The 14,018-nt window shown below is 67.9% G+C and carries 15 protein-coding genes and 1 pseudogene; 9 read left to right on the top strand and 7 right to left on the bottom strand.

Features of this window, described 5'->3' with window-relative positions:
* Positions 1–10: 10 nt before the first annotated feature.
* Positions 11–607 carry a 3-isopropylmalate dehydratase small subunit gene (gene leuD, locus AU197_RS11550; protein ID WP_064402794.1) on the top strand — a complete coding sequence of 199 codons (597 nt, stop codon included), beginning with the start codon at positions 11–13 and terminating at the stop codon, positions 605–607.
* 189 nt (positions 608–796) lie between these two features.
* Positions 797–1,276: pseudogene (locus tag AU197_RS11545) on the top strand (HU family DNA-binding protein); the annotation flags it as partial.
* A 129-nt stretch (positions 1,277–1,405) separates the two neighbouring features.
* On the opposite strand, the gene mutT1 reads toward AU197_RS11545, so the two are convergent.
* The 3 genes from mutT1 to cofC all read right to left on the bottom strand — a co-directional run bounded on the left by mutT1 (position 1,406) and on the right by cofC (position 5,295).
* Positions 1,406–2,329, bottom strand: coding sequence for an 8-oxo-(d)GTP phosphatase MutT1 (mutT1, locus tag AU197_RS11540; RefSeq protein ID WP_064402793.1), 924 nt, complete (start codon positions 2,327–2,329; stop codon positions 1,406–1,408).
* A gap of 78 nt (positions 2,330–2,407) precedes the next feature.
* A complete protein-coding gene (locus tag AU197_RS11535; RefSeq protein ID WP_064402792.1) occupies positions 2,408–4,597 on the bottom strand; it encodes an RNA degradosome polyphosphate kinase in 2,190 nt (729 codons plus the stop codon).
* 53 nt (positions 4,598–4,650) lie between these two features.
* Positions 4,651–5,295, bottom strand: a complete 645-nt coding sequence (cofC, locus tag AU197_RS11530) for a 2-phospho-L-lactate guanylyltransferase (protein WP_064402791.1) — start codon at positions 5,293–5,295, stop codon at positions 4,651–4,653.
* Between cofC and AU197_RS11525 the strand changes: the two genes are divergently transcribed.
* From AU197_RS11525 to AU197_RS11515, 3 genes are all read left to right on the top strand, one after another.
* Positions 5,265–6,338 (top strand): NAD(P)H-dependent glycerol-3-phosphate dehydrogenase, encoded by a 1,074-nt coding sequence (locus AU197_RS11525; RefSeq protein WP_502687871.1) that lies wholly within the window; start codon positions 5,265–5,267, stop codon positions 6,336–6,338. The genes cofC and AU197_RS11525 overlap by 31 nt on opposite strands.
* Before the next feature lie 3 nt (positions 6,339–6,341).
* Positions 6,342–7,445, top strand: coding sequence for a cystathionine gamma-lyase (locus AU197_RS11520; RefSeq protein ID WP_064402789.1), 1,104 nt, complete (start codon positions 6,342–6,344; stop codon positions 7,443–7,445).
* Positions 7,446–7,506: 61 nt separating this feature from the next.
* Positions 7,507–8,631 (top strand): D-alanine--D-alanine ligase family protein, encoded by a 1,125-nt coding sequence (locus tag AU197_RS11515; RefSeq protein ID WP_064402788.1) that lies wholly within the window; start codon positions 7,507–7,509, stop codon positions 8,629–8,631.
* A gap of 49 nt (positions 8,632–8,680) precedes the next feature.
* Here the strand turns inward: AU197_RS11515 and AU197_RS11510 are convergent, their stop codons facing one another.
* Both AU197_RS11510 and AU197_RS11505 read right to left on the bottom strand, forming a co-directional pair.
* On the bottom strand, positions 8,681–9,247 hold the full coding sequence (locus tag AU197_RS11510) for a DUF3515 domain-containing protein (RefSeq protein WP_064402787.1): 567 nt from the start codon (positions 9,245–9,247) through the stop codon (positions 8,681–8,683).
* An 18-nt stretch (positions 9,248–9,265) separates the two neighbouring features.
* Positions 9,266–9,508, bottom strand: a complete 243-nt coding sequence (locus AU197_RS11505) for an Lrp/AsnC family transcriptional regulator (RefSeq protein ID WP_064402891.1) — start codon at positions 9,506–9,508, stop codon at positions 9,266–9,268.
* Positions 9,509–9,626: 118 nt separating this feature from the next.
* On the opposite strand from AU197_RS11505, the gene AU197_RS11500 reads away from it, so the two are divergent.
* The 3 genes from AU197_RS11500 to AU197_RS11490 are packed head-to-tail and all read left to right on the top strand — an operon-like array spanning position 9,627 to position 11,566.
* Positions 9,627–10,580: a thiamine-phosphate kinase gene (locus AU197_RS11500; protein WP_064402786.1), complete on the top strand. Its 954-nt coding sequence runs from the start codon at positions 9,627–9,629 to the stop codon at positions 10,578–10,580.
* Between the two features lie 15 nt (positions 10,581–10,595).
* Positions 10,596–10,886 (top strand): DUF1330 domain-containing protein, encoded by a 291-nt coding sequence (locus AU197_RS11495; RefSeq protein ID WP_064402785.1) that lies wholly within the window; start codon positions 10,596–10,598, stop codon positions 10,884–10,886.
* On the top strand, positions 10,883–11,566 hold the full coding sequence (locus AU197_RS11490) for a uracil-DNA glycosylase (protein ID WP_064402784.1): 684 nt from the start codon (positions 10,883–10,885) through the stop codon (positions 11,564–11,566). The genes AU197_RS11495 and AU197_RS11490 overlap by 4 nt, the downstream gene beginning before the upstream one ends.
* Here the strand turns inward: AU197_RS11490 and AU197_RS11485 are convergent, their stop codons facing one another.
* Complete coding sequence (locus tag AU197_RS11485) at positions 11,567–11,896, bottom strand: hypothetical protein (RefSeq protein WP_064402783.1); 330 nt, start codon at positions 11,894–11,896, stop codon at positions 11,567–11,569. It lies immediately after the preceding gene.
* A gap of 45 nt (positions 11,897–11,941) precedes the next feature.
* A complete protein-coding gene (rpmB, locus tag AU197_RS11480; RefSeq protein WP_064351131.1) occupies positions 11,942–12,136 on the bottom strand; it encodes a 50S ribosomal protein L28 in 195 nt (64 codons plus the stop codon).
* A 246-nt stretch (positions 12,137–12,382) separates the two neighbouring features.
* Between rpmB and AU197_RS11475 the strand changes: the two genes are divergently transcribed.
* The gene (locus AU197_RS11475) at positions 12,383–14,017 is read left to right on the top strand and encodes a DAK2 domain-containing protein (protein WP_064402782.1); all 1,635 of its coding nucleotides are present in this window, start codon (positions 12,383–12,385) and stop codon (positions 14,015–14,017) included.
* Position 14,018: the final 1 nt, after the last annotated feature.

Genomic DNA, 14,018 nt, shown 5'->3' with positions numbered 1-14,018 from the left:
AGCAGAGGGCATGCAGGCTTTCCACACCCACACCGGCATCGGCGTACCACTGCGTCGGTCGAATGTGGACACCGATCAGATCATCCCGGCGGTCTACCTGAAGCGAGTTACACGAACGGGTTTCGAGGACGGTTTGTTCGCGGCTTGGCGCAACGACCCGTCTTTCGTATTGAACCTGCCCCCGTTCGACAAAGGCTCGGTTTTGGTCGCCGGCCCCGATTTCGGTACCGGGTCGTCACGCGAACATGCCGTGTGGGCGCTTATGGATTACGGCTTCCGGGTCGTCATCTCGTCCCGCTTCGCCGACATCTTTCGGGGCAATGCGGGTAAGGCCGGGCTTCTGGCGGCCGAAATTCCGCAAGATGATGTGGAAATTTTATGGAAGCTCATCGAGCAGCAGCCAGGTCTGGAAATCAGTGTGAATCTTCAAGATCGAACCATCACCGCCGGAACGGTTATGGTGCCGTTCAGAATTGACGACTATACGGCTTGGCGACTGCTTGAGGGACTCGACGATATAGGCCTTACGCTGCGTAAATGCGATGAGATCGCGGCTTATGAAGCGCGTAGGCCGGACTGGAAACCGCGGACTCTGCCGGCCGGATAACGGCGCCCGGTGAGCCGAAATCACCGTCTGTGAACCCGGTTCTCCGGGTGCCCTCTGGAGGTCAAGGGGGGCAAGAAAGTTCGCTGGCTTCGCCTGAAACTGCGCGTGGCTCTTGGAAATCAATGGGGAATGGGTTTACCGTGTCCTCTAGTCGGTCCAAAGAGGACCACTGGTTTCCGGAGGTTATGCATGAACAAAGCAGAGCTCATCGACGTACTCACGGAGAAAATGGGCTCGGATCGTCGGTCGGCCACCGCTGCGGTGGAGAATGTCGTTGACACCATCGTGCGCGCGGTGCACAAGGGTGACAGCGTCACCATTACCGGCTTCGGCGTTTTCGAACAGCGCCGCCGCGCAGCGCGCGTCGCGCGTAATCCGCGCACCGGCGAGACCGTCCGGGTGAAGCCCACCTCCGTGCCGGCTTTCCGGCCCGGCGCTCAGTTCAAAGCCGTTGTCTCTGGGGCGCAGCGCCTCCCGGCGGAAGGACCAGCAGTGAAGAGAGGCGTGACTGCGGGAAGTGCCCGCAAGGCGGCCAAGAAGGCGCCGGCCAAGAAGAGTGCCGCGAAGAAGGCTCCGGCCAAGAAGGCCGCGACCAAGCGGACGGCAGCCAAGAAGACCGCCGCCAAGAAGTCGCCGGCCAAGAAGGCCGCGACCAAGCGCGGCCGCAAGTAGTTCTGACCGAACACGCCGTGGGTCTGCGCGACCCACGGCGTGTTCGCGTTTCAGGCCCACCAAAACATCTACGGCTCAATCTTTCCGGGCGGGAGTCCGCCGGAATTTGCATTCAACGCGTGGGCGTCACTTCACGGCCAGTGGGCTGCCCATGTGGTCTGCCGCAATCAACCGACCGTTGTGAAGCGACATCACCCACGTGCTGCCCTTGCGGTTGCGCGACTTGTCGGGCCGCACGCCGTCGCGCTCGCACCACCATTCGATGAGGTCCGGAATCACCTTGCCCTGAGTGCAGATCACCGGCGTACCAGGGGTGGAGGCGATCTCGAGGAAGCGCTGCCGGGCCGCTTTGCGGTTTTCGGCGTAAGCCTCCTCGGTCAGCAGCTCGTCGCTGCGGATCGTCGCCCCGAGTTCTTCTGCCAGTGGCTCCAATGTCGACACACATCGCACCCTGTCCGCCGCGAACAGCTGGTCGGCGCCGAAGGCGAGCAACACCCCGGCCAGTGACTCCGCCTGCGCACGGCCATTCTTGTCCAAGGGCCGTTTGCGGTCATCGCCCTTGAACCGGGACTTGCTACCCGCGGTGGCGTGGCGGACGATCAGCACCGTCTTGGTGTCGGCCGGGTACTTCGCGAAGCGGCGCAGCACCTTTCGGTCGTGCGGATAATCCAGCTGCTTGATCGCGGCCCGGACGGGTAGCCACTTGAGTTCGTCGACCTCGTCGTTCGGATGGAACTCGCCGCGGACCACGCGCGCCGCCCAGTACCGCACCTTCTTCTTGCCGCCGTCGACGGGGTAGCTCACCGAACTGAGTCGTCGGCCGAGATGCGCCGTGTATCCGGTCTCTTCGCACACCTCGCGGACGGCGGTCACGGGTTCGGTCTCCCCGGGGTCCACTTTGCCCTTCGGCAGCGACCAGTCGTCGTAACGAGGGCGGTGGATCAGCGCGACCTCAGGCGCATCGGGTTCGCCGTTGGGCCGCCACAAAACCGCCCCGGCGGCCAGGATCGTCTCCGTATCGGAGCCGGTCTCGGATGTCCGCTTCGGCACCTCAACTCCTGCAGATCATTCGGGGCGTGCGCGGCCCACGACGATGATTGTGAATATCCCTGGCGGCGAGGAAGTCCGTCATGGTTGCCGGTGACGCTCCATCAACGAGACCTGATGGTCGCGGACCGTGTGGCCTTCCTGCGGCGACGCCGTCCACTTGCCGTCGACGCCCAACTCCCAACACCGGGTCGAAGGGTTCATCGCCGATTCGAAGATGTCGTGCAGTTGCGCCTTCAGCCGCGGATCCTTGACCTCGGCCATCACTTCGACGCGCCGATCGAGATTTCGGTGCATCATGTCGGCGCTGCCGATCCAGGATTCGTCGATGGCACGGAAGTGGATGATCCGTGAGTGCTCGAGGAACCGGCCCAGGATCGAGCGGACGACGATGTTGTCCGAATACCCAGGGGCATGGGGGCGTAGCGCGCAGATACCCCGGACGACCACCTCGACCCGCACACCGGCCTGCGACGCGCGGTACAGCGCATCGATGACCTGCTCGTCCACCAACGCGTTGGCTTTCAGCCTGATCCGCCCGTCGGCGCCGTCGCGGGTGGCGACGATCTCGCGTTCGATGCGTTCGATGATGCCCCTCCGGACTCCCTGGGGGGCCACCAGAAGGTTGCGGTAGGAGTCCTTACGCGAGTAGCCCGTCAGCGAATTGAACAGGTCGGTGAGATCGGCGCCGATGTCGGGCGCCGCGGTCAGCAGCCCGATGTCCTCATACAGCCGCGCGGTTTTGGGGTTGTAGTTGCCGGTGCCGATGTGGCAGTAGCGCCGGATCAGCGAGCCCTCCCGGCGCACCACCAAACACGTCTTGCAGTGAGTCTTGAGTCCGATGAGCCCGTACACGACGTGCACACCCGCGCGCTCGAGTGCGCGTGCCCACTTGATGTTGGCCTGCTCGTCGAACCGGGCCTTGATCTCGACGAGTGCGACGACCTGCTTACCCGCTGCGGCAGCGTCGATGAGCGCGTTGACGATTGGAGAGTCACCCGAGGTGCGGTACAGGGTCTGCTTGATCGCCAGGACGTTCGGGTCCGCCGCGGCCTGCTCGATGAACCGCTGCACGGTGGTGGAGAAGGAGTCATACGGGTGGTGCACCAGCACGTCGCCGTCGCGCAGCGTCGAGAAGATGCTCTTGGGTGTCTCCCGTTCGCCGAACGCCGGCGGGGTGGCCGGTACGAACGGGCGGTCTTTCAGGGCAGGGCGATCGAGATCGTAGATCTGCCACAGCGAGGACAGGTCGAGCAGGCCGGGCACCTCGATGACGTCACCCGGTGCGACGTCGAGTTCGCGCAGCAGCAACTCGAGCATGCTCTCGGTCATGTCGTCGGAGACTTCCAGCCGGACCGGCGAACCGAATCGACGCCGTGCCAGTTCCCGCTCGAGCGCTTGCAGCAGGTCTTCGTCGCGGTCCTCTTCGACCTCGAAATCGGCGTTGCGCGTGATGCGGAACGCGTGGTGCTCGACGATCTCCAACCCGGGAAACAGAACATGAAGGAACGCCGCGATCAATTCCTCCATCGGCAGGAAGCGAACGATCTTGGCATCGCTTTCGCGGGCGGCCAGTTCGACGAACCGTTCCACGTTGTCGGGCACTTTGACTCGCGCGAAGTGCTGCCCACCGTCGTCGGGATGTTTGACGGTGATCGCCAGATTCAGGCTCAGGCCACTGACGAAGGGGAACGGGTGGGCCGGGTCCACGGCGAGCGGCGTCAGTACCGGGAACACCTGCTCGTGGAAGTAGGTGGACAACCGCGCGCGTTCGGCCTCGTCGAGTTCGGCCCACGTGACGATGACGATGCCTTCGTCGGCCAGCGCGGGGCGCACCGAATCGAGGAAGACGTGGGCGTGCCGGTTGGCGAGGTGCTGCGTCCGCTCGTTGATGCGACGCAACTGTTCGCGGGGTGAGAGCCCGTCGGCGGAGCGCACCGACAGCCCCATCTCGTCGCGACGTTTCAGCCCGGCGACCCGGACCATGTAGAACTCATCGAGATTCGACGCGAAGATCGCAAGGAACTTCGCCCGCTCCAGCAGCGGCAGCGATGTGTCGGCGGCCAATGCCAACACCCGGGAGTTGAAGTCGAGCCAACTCAGCTCCCGGTTCAGATAACGATCTTCGGGCAGCGCGTTCTCGACGGCGGGCGAGGTTGCCGCGGGAGGGGCTTCGGGCGCCGAGTCACCGGAGTCCGACCGCAGCGTTCGGATGCTGGTCGACGGTGGTTCGGCGTCGCTGTCGCGAACCTCGATTCCGGCTTTCGTCATGCCTGCGATGATCCCCTATCCAGCGGTCTTCGTGCCAGCGCGCAGTTGAACGTTCATCTCGAAACGGTGATGGCCGCCGCCGTCGCCGCACCGACACCGAGCCGACGGGCCACCAGCAGGTCATCGGGTGTGTCGATGTCGCAGCGAAGCCCCGGCCACGCGCCGGTGAGCTCGAGTGCGCCGGAGCGCCGGTGGCGTTGAGCGGAGTCGGCGCCGAAGTGCGGGTCCAAGGCGACCCCGAACGCGAACAACGCCGACGTACCGGTGCCGTGCCGGTCACCGACGAAGCTGCGTGGGTGTTTGCGGGACGCCGCGACGGCAGCCGTCAACTCGTGCGTCTGCAATGCGGGTAGATCCCCTTGCAACACAGCGACGTTCGATGTCTCATGACGGACTTCGGCTTCGGCGGCGGCGATCGCGTTGTTCAGCGGATCAGGGTGGTTGTCGGGTGTCGGGTCGGCGAGCACCCGCGCTCCGAGTCGACCCGCGGCCTCGGCGGCGACTTCATCCGGTGTGACCACCGTGACCGAGCCGATCGCCGAAACCGCCGACGCGGCGGTGATCGTGTCGATCAGCATCGCCAGCACGACCCTCTCGCGGGTGGATGCGGAAAAGACGGGGGCCAACCGGGTCTTGGCCGCGGCGAGGCGTTTTACGGCGATCACCAATGCGATCTCGGCATCCGGTGACCCGCTCATGTGCGTCATCCTGCCAGCAGTGGGCCGCGGGTTACGCTGAAGGCGTGGTCGAGGCGGCGGTGATGGGGGCCGGTGCGTGGGGCAGCGCACTGGCGAAGGTCCTTGCCGATGCGGGCAATGAGGTGACGCTGTGGGCACGTCATCAAGAAGTCGCCGACGAGATCAACGACACCCATCGCAACACCGGGTATCTCGGTGACACCGAACTGCCCAAGACCATCAGGGCCACCGGCGATGCGGCCGAGGCGCTCGATGGCGCGTGCACCGTGCTGTTCGCGGTGCCCGCCCAGACGCTTCGCGGCAATCTCGAACGGTGGTCCGGACTCATCGACGACGAAGTCACGTTGGTGAGCCTGGCCAAGGGCATCGAACTCGACACGCTCATGCGTATGAGCCAGGTGATCGTCCAGGTGACCGGCGCCGACCCCGCACGCGTCGCGGTGGTCTCGGGTCCGAACCTCGCCAGCGAGATCGCCGACGAACAACCGGCGGCCACCGTGGTCGCCTGCACTGACTCCGGACGGGCCGTCGCTCTGCAACGGGCCCTTTCGACGGCGTACTTCCGGCCTTACACCAATGCCGACGTCATCGGCGCCGAAGTCGGTGGTGCGTGCAAGAACGTCATCGCGCTCGCATCCGGTATGGCCGCCGGGGTCGGGCTGGGGGAGAACACCGCCGCGGCGATCATCACCCGCGGGCTGGCCGAGATCATGCGGCTGGGAATCGCGTTGGGCGCCAAGCCCGCGACCCTCGCCGGCTTGGCCGGGGTCGGCGACCTCGTCGCGACGTGCACATCCGGGCAGTCGCGCAACCGCACGTTCGGGCTGCGCCTGGGCCAGGGCGGCACCATGGAATCGGCGATGCTCGCCACCGGTGGCCACGTCGCCGAAGGCGTCGCTTCGTGCCAGTCGGTGCTGGCGTTGGCCGAGAGCTACGACGTCGAAATGCCGCTGACCGATGCCGTATTCCGGGTGTGCCACAGGGGTTTGTCGGTCGACGAGGCCGTCATCTTGCTGCTCGGCCGCAGCACCAAACCGGAGTGACCGGTGGACGGTCAGTACGGCGATTCGACTCGCAGCGTCAAAGCCGTTGCATCGGAAGCTGTTCCGGGACAAGCAGTGGCACCGTCACCGGTTCCGGCATCGACCTTCCACCTGTCGTCCGACCCGTCCGACATGCAGGACTCCTACGGGCGGAGCTCCAATCCGACCTGGCGCCACCTGGAGTCCGCACTCGCACAACTGGAGGGTGCGCCCTCCGCGCTGGCCTTCGGGTCGGGGATGGCCGCGATCACTTCCGTTCTGCGGGTGCTGGCCAAACCGGGACATAAGCTCGTCGTACCCGCCGACGGTTACTATCAGGTCCGCCGGTATGCCTCCGAATACCTTGCTGAGCAAGGAGTTACGGTGATCACCGCGGCCAGCGGTGACATGTGCGCGGCATCGGCGGACGCCGATGTGGTGCTCGCCGAAAGCCCGGCCAATCCGGGCCTCGATGTCGTCGATCTGCACGGGCTCGCGCTGCAGTGCCGTAGCAGGGGCGCGACGCTCGTCGTCGACAACACCACCGCCACGCCCTTCGGCCAGCAACCGCTCTCGCTGGGCGCCGACGTGGTCGTCGCCAGTGCCACCAAGGCACTGTCGGGCCACAGCGATCTCCTCGCCGGTTATGTCGCGAGCGCGCACACCGACCTGATGGCCGAGGTGGCACGTGAGCGGCTGCACTCCGGTGCGATCCTCGGCGCCTTCGAGGCATGGCTGCTGTTGCGCAGCCTGGGCACCGCGGGCCTGCGATTCGAACGGCAGTGCCACAACGCGGCGGCGCTGGCCGTGGCGTTGCACGCACACCCCGCCGTGCGTGCGGTGCGCTATCCCGGTCTGCCCGACGATCCGTCACACCGCATCGCGTGCGCGCAGATGAAACGGTTCGGCGGCCTGGTCGCCGTGGAGTTGGCCGACGCCGCAGCGGTGCACCGGCTGGTCGAGCGCAGTGCGCTGCTGATCGCGTCGACGAGTTTCGGCGGCATCCACACGTCGGTGGACCGGCGCGCCCGCTGGGGCGACGATGTCAGCGACGGATTCGCGCGCATCTCGCTGGGGATCGAGGACACCGACGACCTGGTCGCCGACATCGAGCAGGCGCTGGGCTGACACCGCGGCCGGGCATCGCCGGACGGCCGGCCGCGGATGCGGACGGTAGCCTCTCTAGGTTGTGACTGCCCGCCATGATTCAGGCACCGGACGCGTCCGGGTTGCCGTGGTCTACGGCGGACGCAGCTCCGAACACGCGATTTCCTGCGTATCCGCAGGCAGCATCCTGCGCAATCTCGATCCGCAGCGCTTCGACGTCGTCGCTGTCGGCATCACCCCCGGGGGCACGTGGATGTTGACCGACGCGCAGCCCGACAGCCTCGCGATCACCGACGGCCGACTGCCGCAGGTCACCGCCGCGTCGGGCACCGAACTGGCCCTGGCCGCCGATCCGGGTCGCGGTGGGCAGCTGCTGTCGCTGGGTCAGGGGGCGGGGGAGATGTTGGCGACGGTCGACGTCGTGTTCCCCGTCCTGCACGGTCCGTACGGCGAAGACGGCACGATCCAGGGGCTGCTCGAGTTGGCGGGGGTGCCCTACATCGGGGCCGGTGTGCTGGCCAGCGCGGTCGGCATGGACAAGGAGTTCACCAAGAAGCTGCTGGGCGCCGCCGGGCTGCCGATCGGCGATCACGAGGTGCTGCGGCCCCGCCAGGACACCTTGGGCTTCGAGGCTCGTGAACGGCTCGGCCTCCCCGTCTTCGTCAAACCGGCGCGTGGTGGCTCGTCGATCGGCGTCAGCCGGGTCACGGCGTGGGATCAGCTGCCGTCGGCGATCGAACAAGCCCGCCGGCACGACCCGAAGGTGATCATCGAAGCAGCGGTGCCGGGGCGCGAACTCGAATGCGGCGTGCTCGAATTCCCCGACGGCCGGATCGAGGCCAGTACGGTCGGCGAGATCCGGGTCGCGGGCGTGCGCGGGCGCGAGGACGGCTTCTACGACTTCGCGACGAAATATCTGCAGGACGCCGCCGAACTCGACGTGCCCGCCAAGGTCGACGACGATGTCGTCGACGCGGTGCGACGGCTCTCGATTCAGGCCTTCGATGCGATCGACTGCCAGGGGCTGGCCCGCGTGGACTTCTTCCTCACCGACGACGGGCCCGTGATCAACGAGATCAACACCATGCCTGGTTTCACCACCATCTCGATGTACCCGCAGATGTGGGCGGCCAGCGGCGTCGACTACCCGACCCTGCTGGCCACGATGGTGGAAACCGCACTCGAACGCGGTACCGGTCTGCGCTGACGGGCGCCACTTCGTCGAGACTGCCGCCACAGCGCGCTTGGGCGCAGGATCAACGCACCGGCGCCGGAGTGACGGGCTTGGCGGGAAGCGCCTCGGCGACCACCGTGGACAGCAACTGGATCGGCGTCGGACCCGAGCCCTGCGGCAATGTCAGGGCGACGTACACGCCTCGGTCGACGGCGTACCACGTGCTGCGCGCCTGTTCGGCACCCGCATCGTCGACACCGGCCTCGCCCACCCGGAACCACTGGACTTCGTCGACCACCTGCACGGGCGCGCCGACGACGAACTCCGCGGGCCGTTCCACGCCGCAGCGCAGCACGATCGGCTCACCTTGGCCCTCGGCTCGCCACGCTGCGGCGCCCGCCGGCGCGGGGTCGGCCAGCGGCGCGCGGGTGGAATCGCCGAGGCTCTCGGGCAGTTCGGCGATCAGGTCGGCGCATTCGGAACTCGTGGCCTGCGGGGCCGGCACCGACACCAACGGCACCGCCTGCGGCTCCGCGGGTTTCTGGCGCAGCGCGGCGATCACCAGAATCGTCCCGATCGCCGCGACCCCCACCACCAGAGCGGCGATCAGCAGCGCCCGCGGGGGCCCGTCACCGGTCTGCGAAGCCACGGCCCAACTCTAGAGACTTCAGAGAGGCGTCCCGTTGGCGATCGGACAGGTCAACGTGCGGGTGATACCGGTCACCTGTTGAACATTGGGAACCACGGTGGCCTTGAGGTCGGCCAAGGTGTCGGCGCTCACGCGCACCACCACGTCATACGGCCCCGTCACGGACTCCGCAGAGACCACACCGGGCAGCGCGGCGAGTTGTTGGGCGACGACCTCGGCGCGGCCCACCTCGGTCTGAATCAGCATGAAAGCCTCGACCACCCGCTGTTCCTCCACATCGCTGCATAGACTCCACGCCGCAGGCGCTTAACGTACCGCAGGTGCGGCCGGTGTTCAGGCCGGCACGGAACGGACAGATGCGGCAGCGACGGGAGGTGACATGGCGTTCGACGCCGAAACCCTGGCGCAAGTGGGCGAGTTCGGAGTGATCCGGCGATTGGTGGCCGGGCGCCGCCAGCCGGGCGCCGTCGCGCTGGGGCCCGGCGACGACGCCGCGGTGGTGTTCGCGCCCGACGGTCAGACCGTGGTGAGCACCGACATGCTGGTGGCCGAGCGCCACTTTCGGCTGGACTGGTCGACTCCGTATGACGTGGGGCGCAAGGCGATCGCGCAGAACGCCGCGGACATCGAGGCGATGGGCGCACGCGCGACCGCCTTTGTCGTCGCGTTCGGAGCGCCCGCGGATACGCCGGCTGCCCAGGCCCTGCAACTCGCCGACGGCATGTGGCGCGAGGCCCAGTCGATGGGCGCGGGCATCGTCGGCGGAGACCTTGTCAGCGCGCCGCAATGGGTGATCTCGGTGACCGCACTCGGTGACCTCGACGGCCGTGAGCCGGTGCGCCGCAGCGGGGCACGGCCCGGCGACGTGGTGGCCGTCGTTGGTGACATCGGTCGTTCAGCCGCTGGATTCGAATTGTGGCGCAACGATATTCATCGATTCGACGAGCTACGTCGGTGCCATGTGGCGCCGCGGCCGCCGTACGGACAGGGCCGTGTCGCGGCCGAGAACGGCGCCACCGCGATGACCGACGTGTCCGACGGGCTGCTGGCCGACCTCGGCCACATCGCCGAGGCGTCCGGAGTCGGCATCGACCTGTCGACTGCGGCATTGTCCGACGATCGCGACGTCCTCGCCGGCGCCGCCGAAGCGGTGGGCGCCGATGCGTGGGCGTGGATCCTCGGCGGCGGGGAGGATCATGCGCTGGTCGCGACCTTTCCGGGGCCGCCGCCGCCCGGGTGGAGGGCGATCGGCCGCGTGCAGGAGGGCCGCGAGCGGGTGTCGGTCGACGGCGCGGCGTGGCAGGGGAATCCCGGGTGGCAGTCGTTCGACTAGTTAGGGTGTCGACTCGTGACCGTGTACGCCATCGCCCAGTTGAGGTTCACGGACCGTGCGGCCTATGACCGCTACCAGGCCCGGTTCCTGGAGATCTTCAATCGGTATTCGGGAACGCTGCTCGCGGCCGATGAGTCCCCGCGGATTCTCGAGGGCGAGTCCGACCGCGAGAAGGTCGTGTTGATGTCGTTTCCCGATGAGCCTTCGTTTCGGGACTGGGCCAACTCGCCCGACTACCAGGAGATCTCGAAGGACCGCCGAGCCGGCGCCGATTCGGTGGTGATGCTGATCGAGGGTTTGGCATGACCGCGCGGCCGCTGCACGAACTCGTCGAGCAGGGCTGGGCCAAGGCTCTGGATCCGGTCGCGGGTCAGGTTGCGCAGATGGGTGAGTTTCTCCGCGCGGAGTTGGCGGCCGGCAACGGATATCTGCCCGCGGGCCCGAACGTGTTGCGCGCGTTCACGTTTCCGATGGACCGGGTGCGGGTGTTGATCGTCGGGCAGGATCCGTACCCGACGCCCGGTCACGCCGTCGGCCTCAGTTTCTCGGTGGCGCCCGAGGTGCGCCCGCTGCCGCGCAGCCTGGAGAACATCTTCAAGGAGTACCGAAGCGACCTCGGCTATCCCGCCCCGGCCACCGGCGACCTGACGCCGTGGGCCGAACGCGGGGTGATGCTGCTCAACCGGGTGCTCACCGTTCGACCGGGCACCCCCGCCTCGCACCGCGGTAAGGGCTGGGAAGCGGTGACCGAGTGTGCCATTCGCGCGCTAATCGCACGCGGTGAGCCGCTGGTCGCGGTGCTCTGGGGGCGCGACGCCTCGACGCTGAAACCGATGCTGGACGGCACCGACTGCGTGGCGATCGAGTCTGCGCACCCGTCACCGTTGTCGGCGTCGCGCGGCTTCTTCGCCTCCCGGCCGTTCAGCCGCGCCAACGAACTGCTCGAGAAGATGGGCGCCGAGCCGGTCGACTGGCGGCTTCCCTAGCTATCCGACGCCCGGAATCGGCGGCGGCGACGGAATCGGCGGAGGAGACGGAATCGCGGGGGGTGACGGCACGTCGGGAACTGGAACCTCGACGGTGCCCCCGTCAGCGCCCCCGCCCTCGGTGGTGGTGTTCGGCAGTTCCGGCGACGGTGTGGTGGTCTCCGGCGCACTGGTCTCCACCGTCACCTCAACCGACGTGGTATTGGTTGTCGTCGACGTGGTGGTCTCGTCGCCGGCGGAGTCTCCGCCGCCGCACGCCGTCAGAAGGGCCAGCGCACATCCGGACGCCAGAGCGATCAGGGTCGATCTTGCAGCTGCACGAGAGGTCATGCAGTACGGGCTACCCGGTCGCCGGCTGCGGCAACCGCCCGCGGGTCAGCCCCGCGAGACCTTCCCGGCCTTGATGCACGAGGTGCACACGTTCATGCGCTGCTTGTTGCCCCCGGGACGGGTCACGGCGCGCACGGTCTGGATGTTGGGATCCCAGCGACGGCTGGTCCGGCGATGGGAGTGCGAGACCGACTTGCCGAAGCCGGGTCCCTTCCCGCAGATATCGCACACGGCAGCCATATGCAGAACTCCTCAGATCAGTACGTGGGGTCCGGGTCGCGGCACCGCGACCGGCGCGGCTCGACCCGACAACCTGACCAGGATACCGGCAGCCGCATCGAACGCCAAAATGCCATCCCACCGCTGAGTGCGAGCCCGCATCAGCCTACCGGCCGGTGAACGTTGTGCCGAGGCTGTCGGGTCCGATCGCTAGGCTGACCGGCACGGCGGGGTGCGTGGGGTGTCACATTTCTGCGGAGGTTAAGCATGTCGGCTCGACTGCTCGATGCCGCGACGCTGCAGAAGTGGTCACACACCGCGGTCGGTGACCTCATCACCCACACCGACGAGATCAACCGGCTCAACGTGTTCCCGGTCGCCGACGCCGACACCGGCACGAACATGCTGTTCACCATGCGTTCGGCATGGGCGCAGGCCGACGCGCTGGCCGGCGCCCACGACGTCGCCGAGGTCGCGGCCGCGCTGGCGCGGGGCGCCATCCACGGGGCGCGGGGTAACTCCGGCGTGATCCTGTCCCAGATTCTGCGCGCGTTGGCCGAGGTCACCGCGCAAGCCTCGGCCGACCTGCGCGGTGCTCTCGACAGGGTGGACGGTCCGCTGTTCGCCGCCATGCTGAACCACGCCGTGGTGCTGGTGATTCGGGCGATGGGTGAGGCGGTGCCGGGCACCATCGTCACCGTGCTCCAGGACGCGGCCGAGGCTGCCGAGCGCGCGTCGACCGACGGCGCCGAACTGCCCGACGTCGTCGGCAGGGCCGCCGATGCCGCGGCGCGGTCGTTGGAGAGGACCACCGGCCAACTCGACGTGCTGGCCCGCGCGGGCGTGGTGGACGCCGGAGGCCGCGGCCTGCTGGTACTGCTGGACGCGATGAGCACGACGCTGACCGGCAGCGCTCCGCGTAGGCCGGAGTACGTCTCCGCGCCGCCGCCCGCCGACCCCGCTGCCACCCGGCCGCACGCGGCTCCACAGTTCGAGGTGATGTACCTGCTCAGCGGATGCGACCCGGCGGGAGTGGACAAACTGCGCAGCGACCTCGACGCGCTGGGTGACTCGGTGGCCATCGCCGCCCCGTCGGCCGGTAGCGGCCATTACTCGGTGCACGTGCACGCCGACGACGCCGGCGCCGCCGTCGAGGCCGGCCTCGCGGTGGGCACGACCAGCCGCATTCAGATCACCGCTCTCACCGGCACCGGCACCCGCCCGGTGGGGGCATGGTCGCGTGGGCGGACGGTGCTCGCCGTCGTCGACGGGCAGGGCGCCGAGGCGTTGTTCGCGGCCGAGGGCGCCCACGTGCTGCGAATCGAGGACGACGCGCCCGTCAGCGCCAAGCAGCTGCTGCACGCGCTGGTCAACGCCGACGCGGGCCAGGCGATGATCCTGCCGAACGGATACGTCGCCGCCGAGGAACTGGTCGCCGGCTGCACGGCCGCCATGGGCTGGGGCGTCGACGTGGTGCCCGTACCCACGGCGTCCATGGTTCAGGGGTTGGCGGCGCTAGCGGTCCACGACGACTCGCGCGAGGCCGTCGACGACGGCTACACCATGGCCAGGGCCGCCGCGGGCGCCCGGCACGGCTCGGTACGGATCGCCACCGAGGAGGCGCTCACCTGGGCCGGGATGTGCAAGCCGGGCGACGGCCTCGGCATCTCCGGCGACGAGGTTCTGATCGTCGGCGACGACCTGGTCGCGGCGGGGGCCGGGCTGATCGATCTGCTGCTGGCCGCCGGCGGCGAACTCGTCACGGTTCTCACCGGCACCGGGGTCGACGAGGGCGTCGCGGCCGCCCTCGCCGAGCACGTGCACGACCGGCATCTGGGCGCCGAACTGGTGACCTACCACACCGGCCACCGCGGCGACGCCTTGCTGATCGGGGTGGAGTAAC

The sequence above is a fragment of the Mycobacterium sp. IS-1590 genome, from assembly GCF_001500025.1.
Classification (GTDB): domain Bacteria; phylum Actinomycetota; class Actinomycetes; order Mycobacteriales; family Mycobacteriaceae; genus Mycobacterium.
This window is presented reverse-complemented; position numbering and strand designations above follow the sequence as displayed.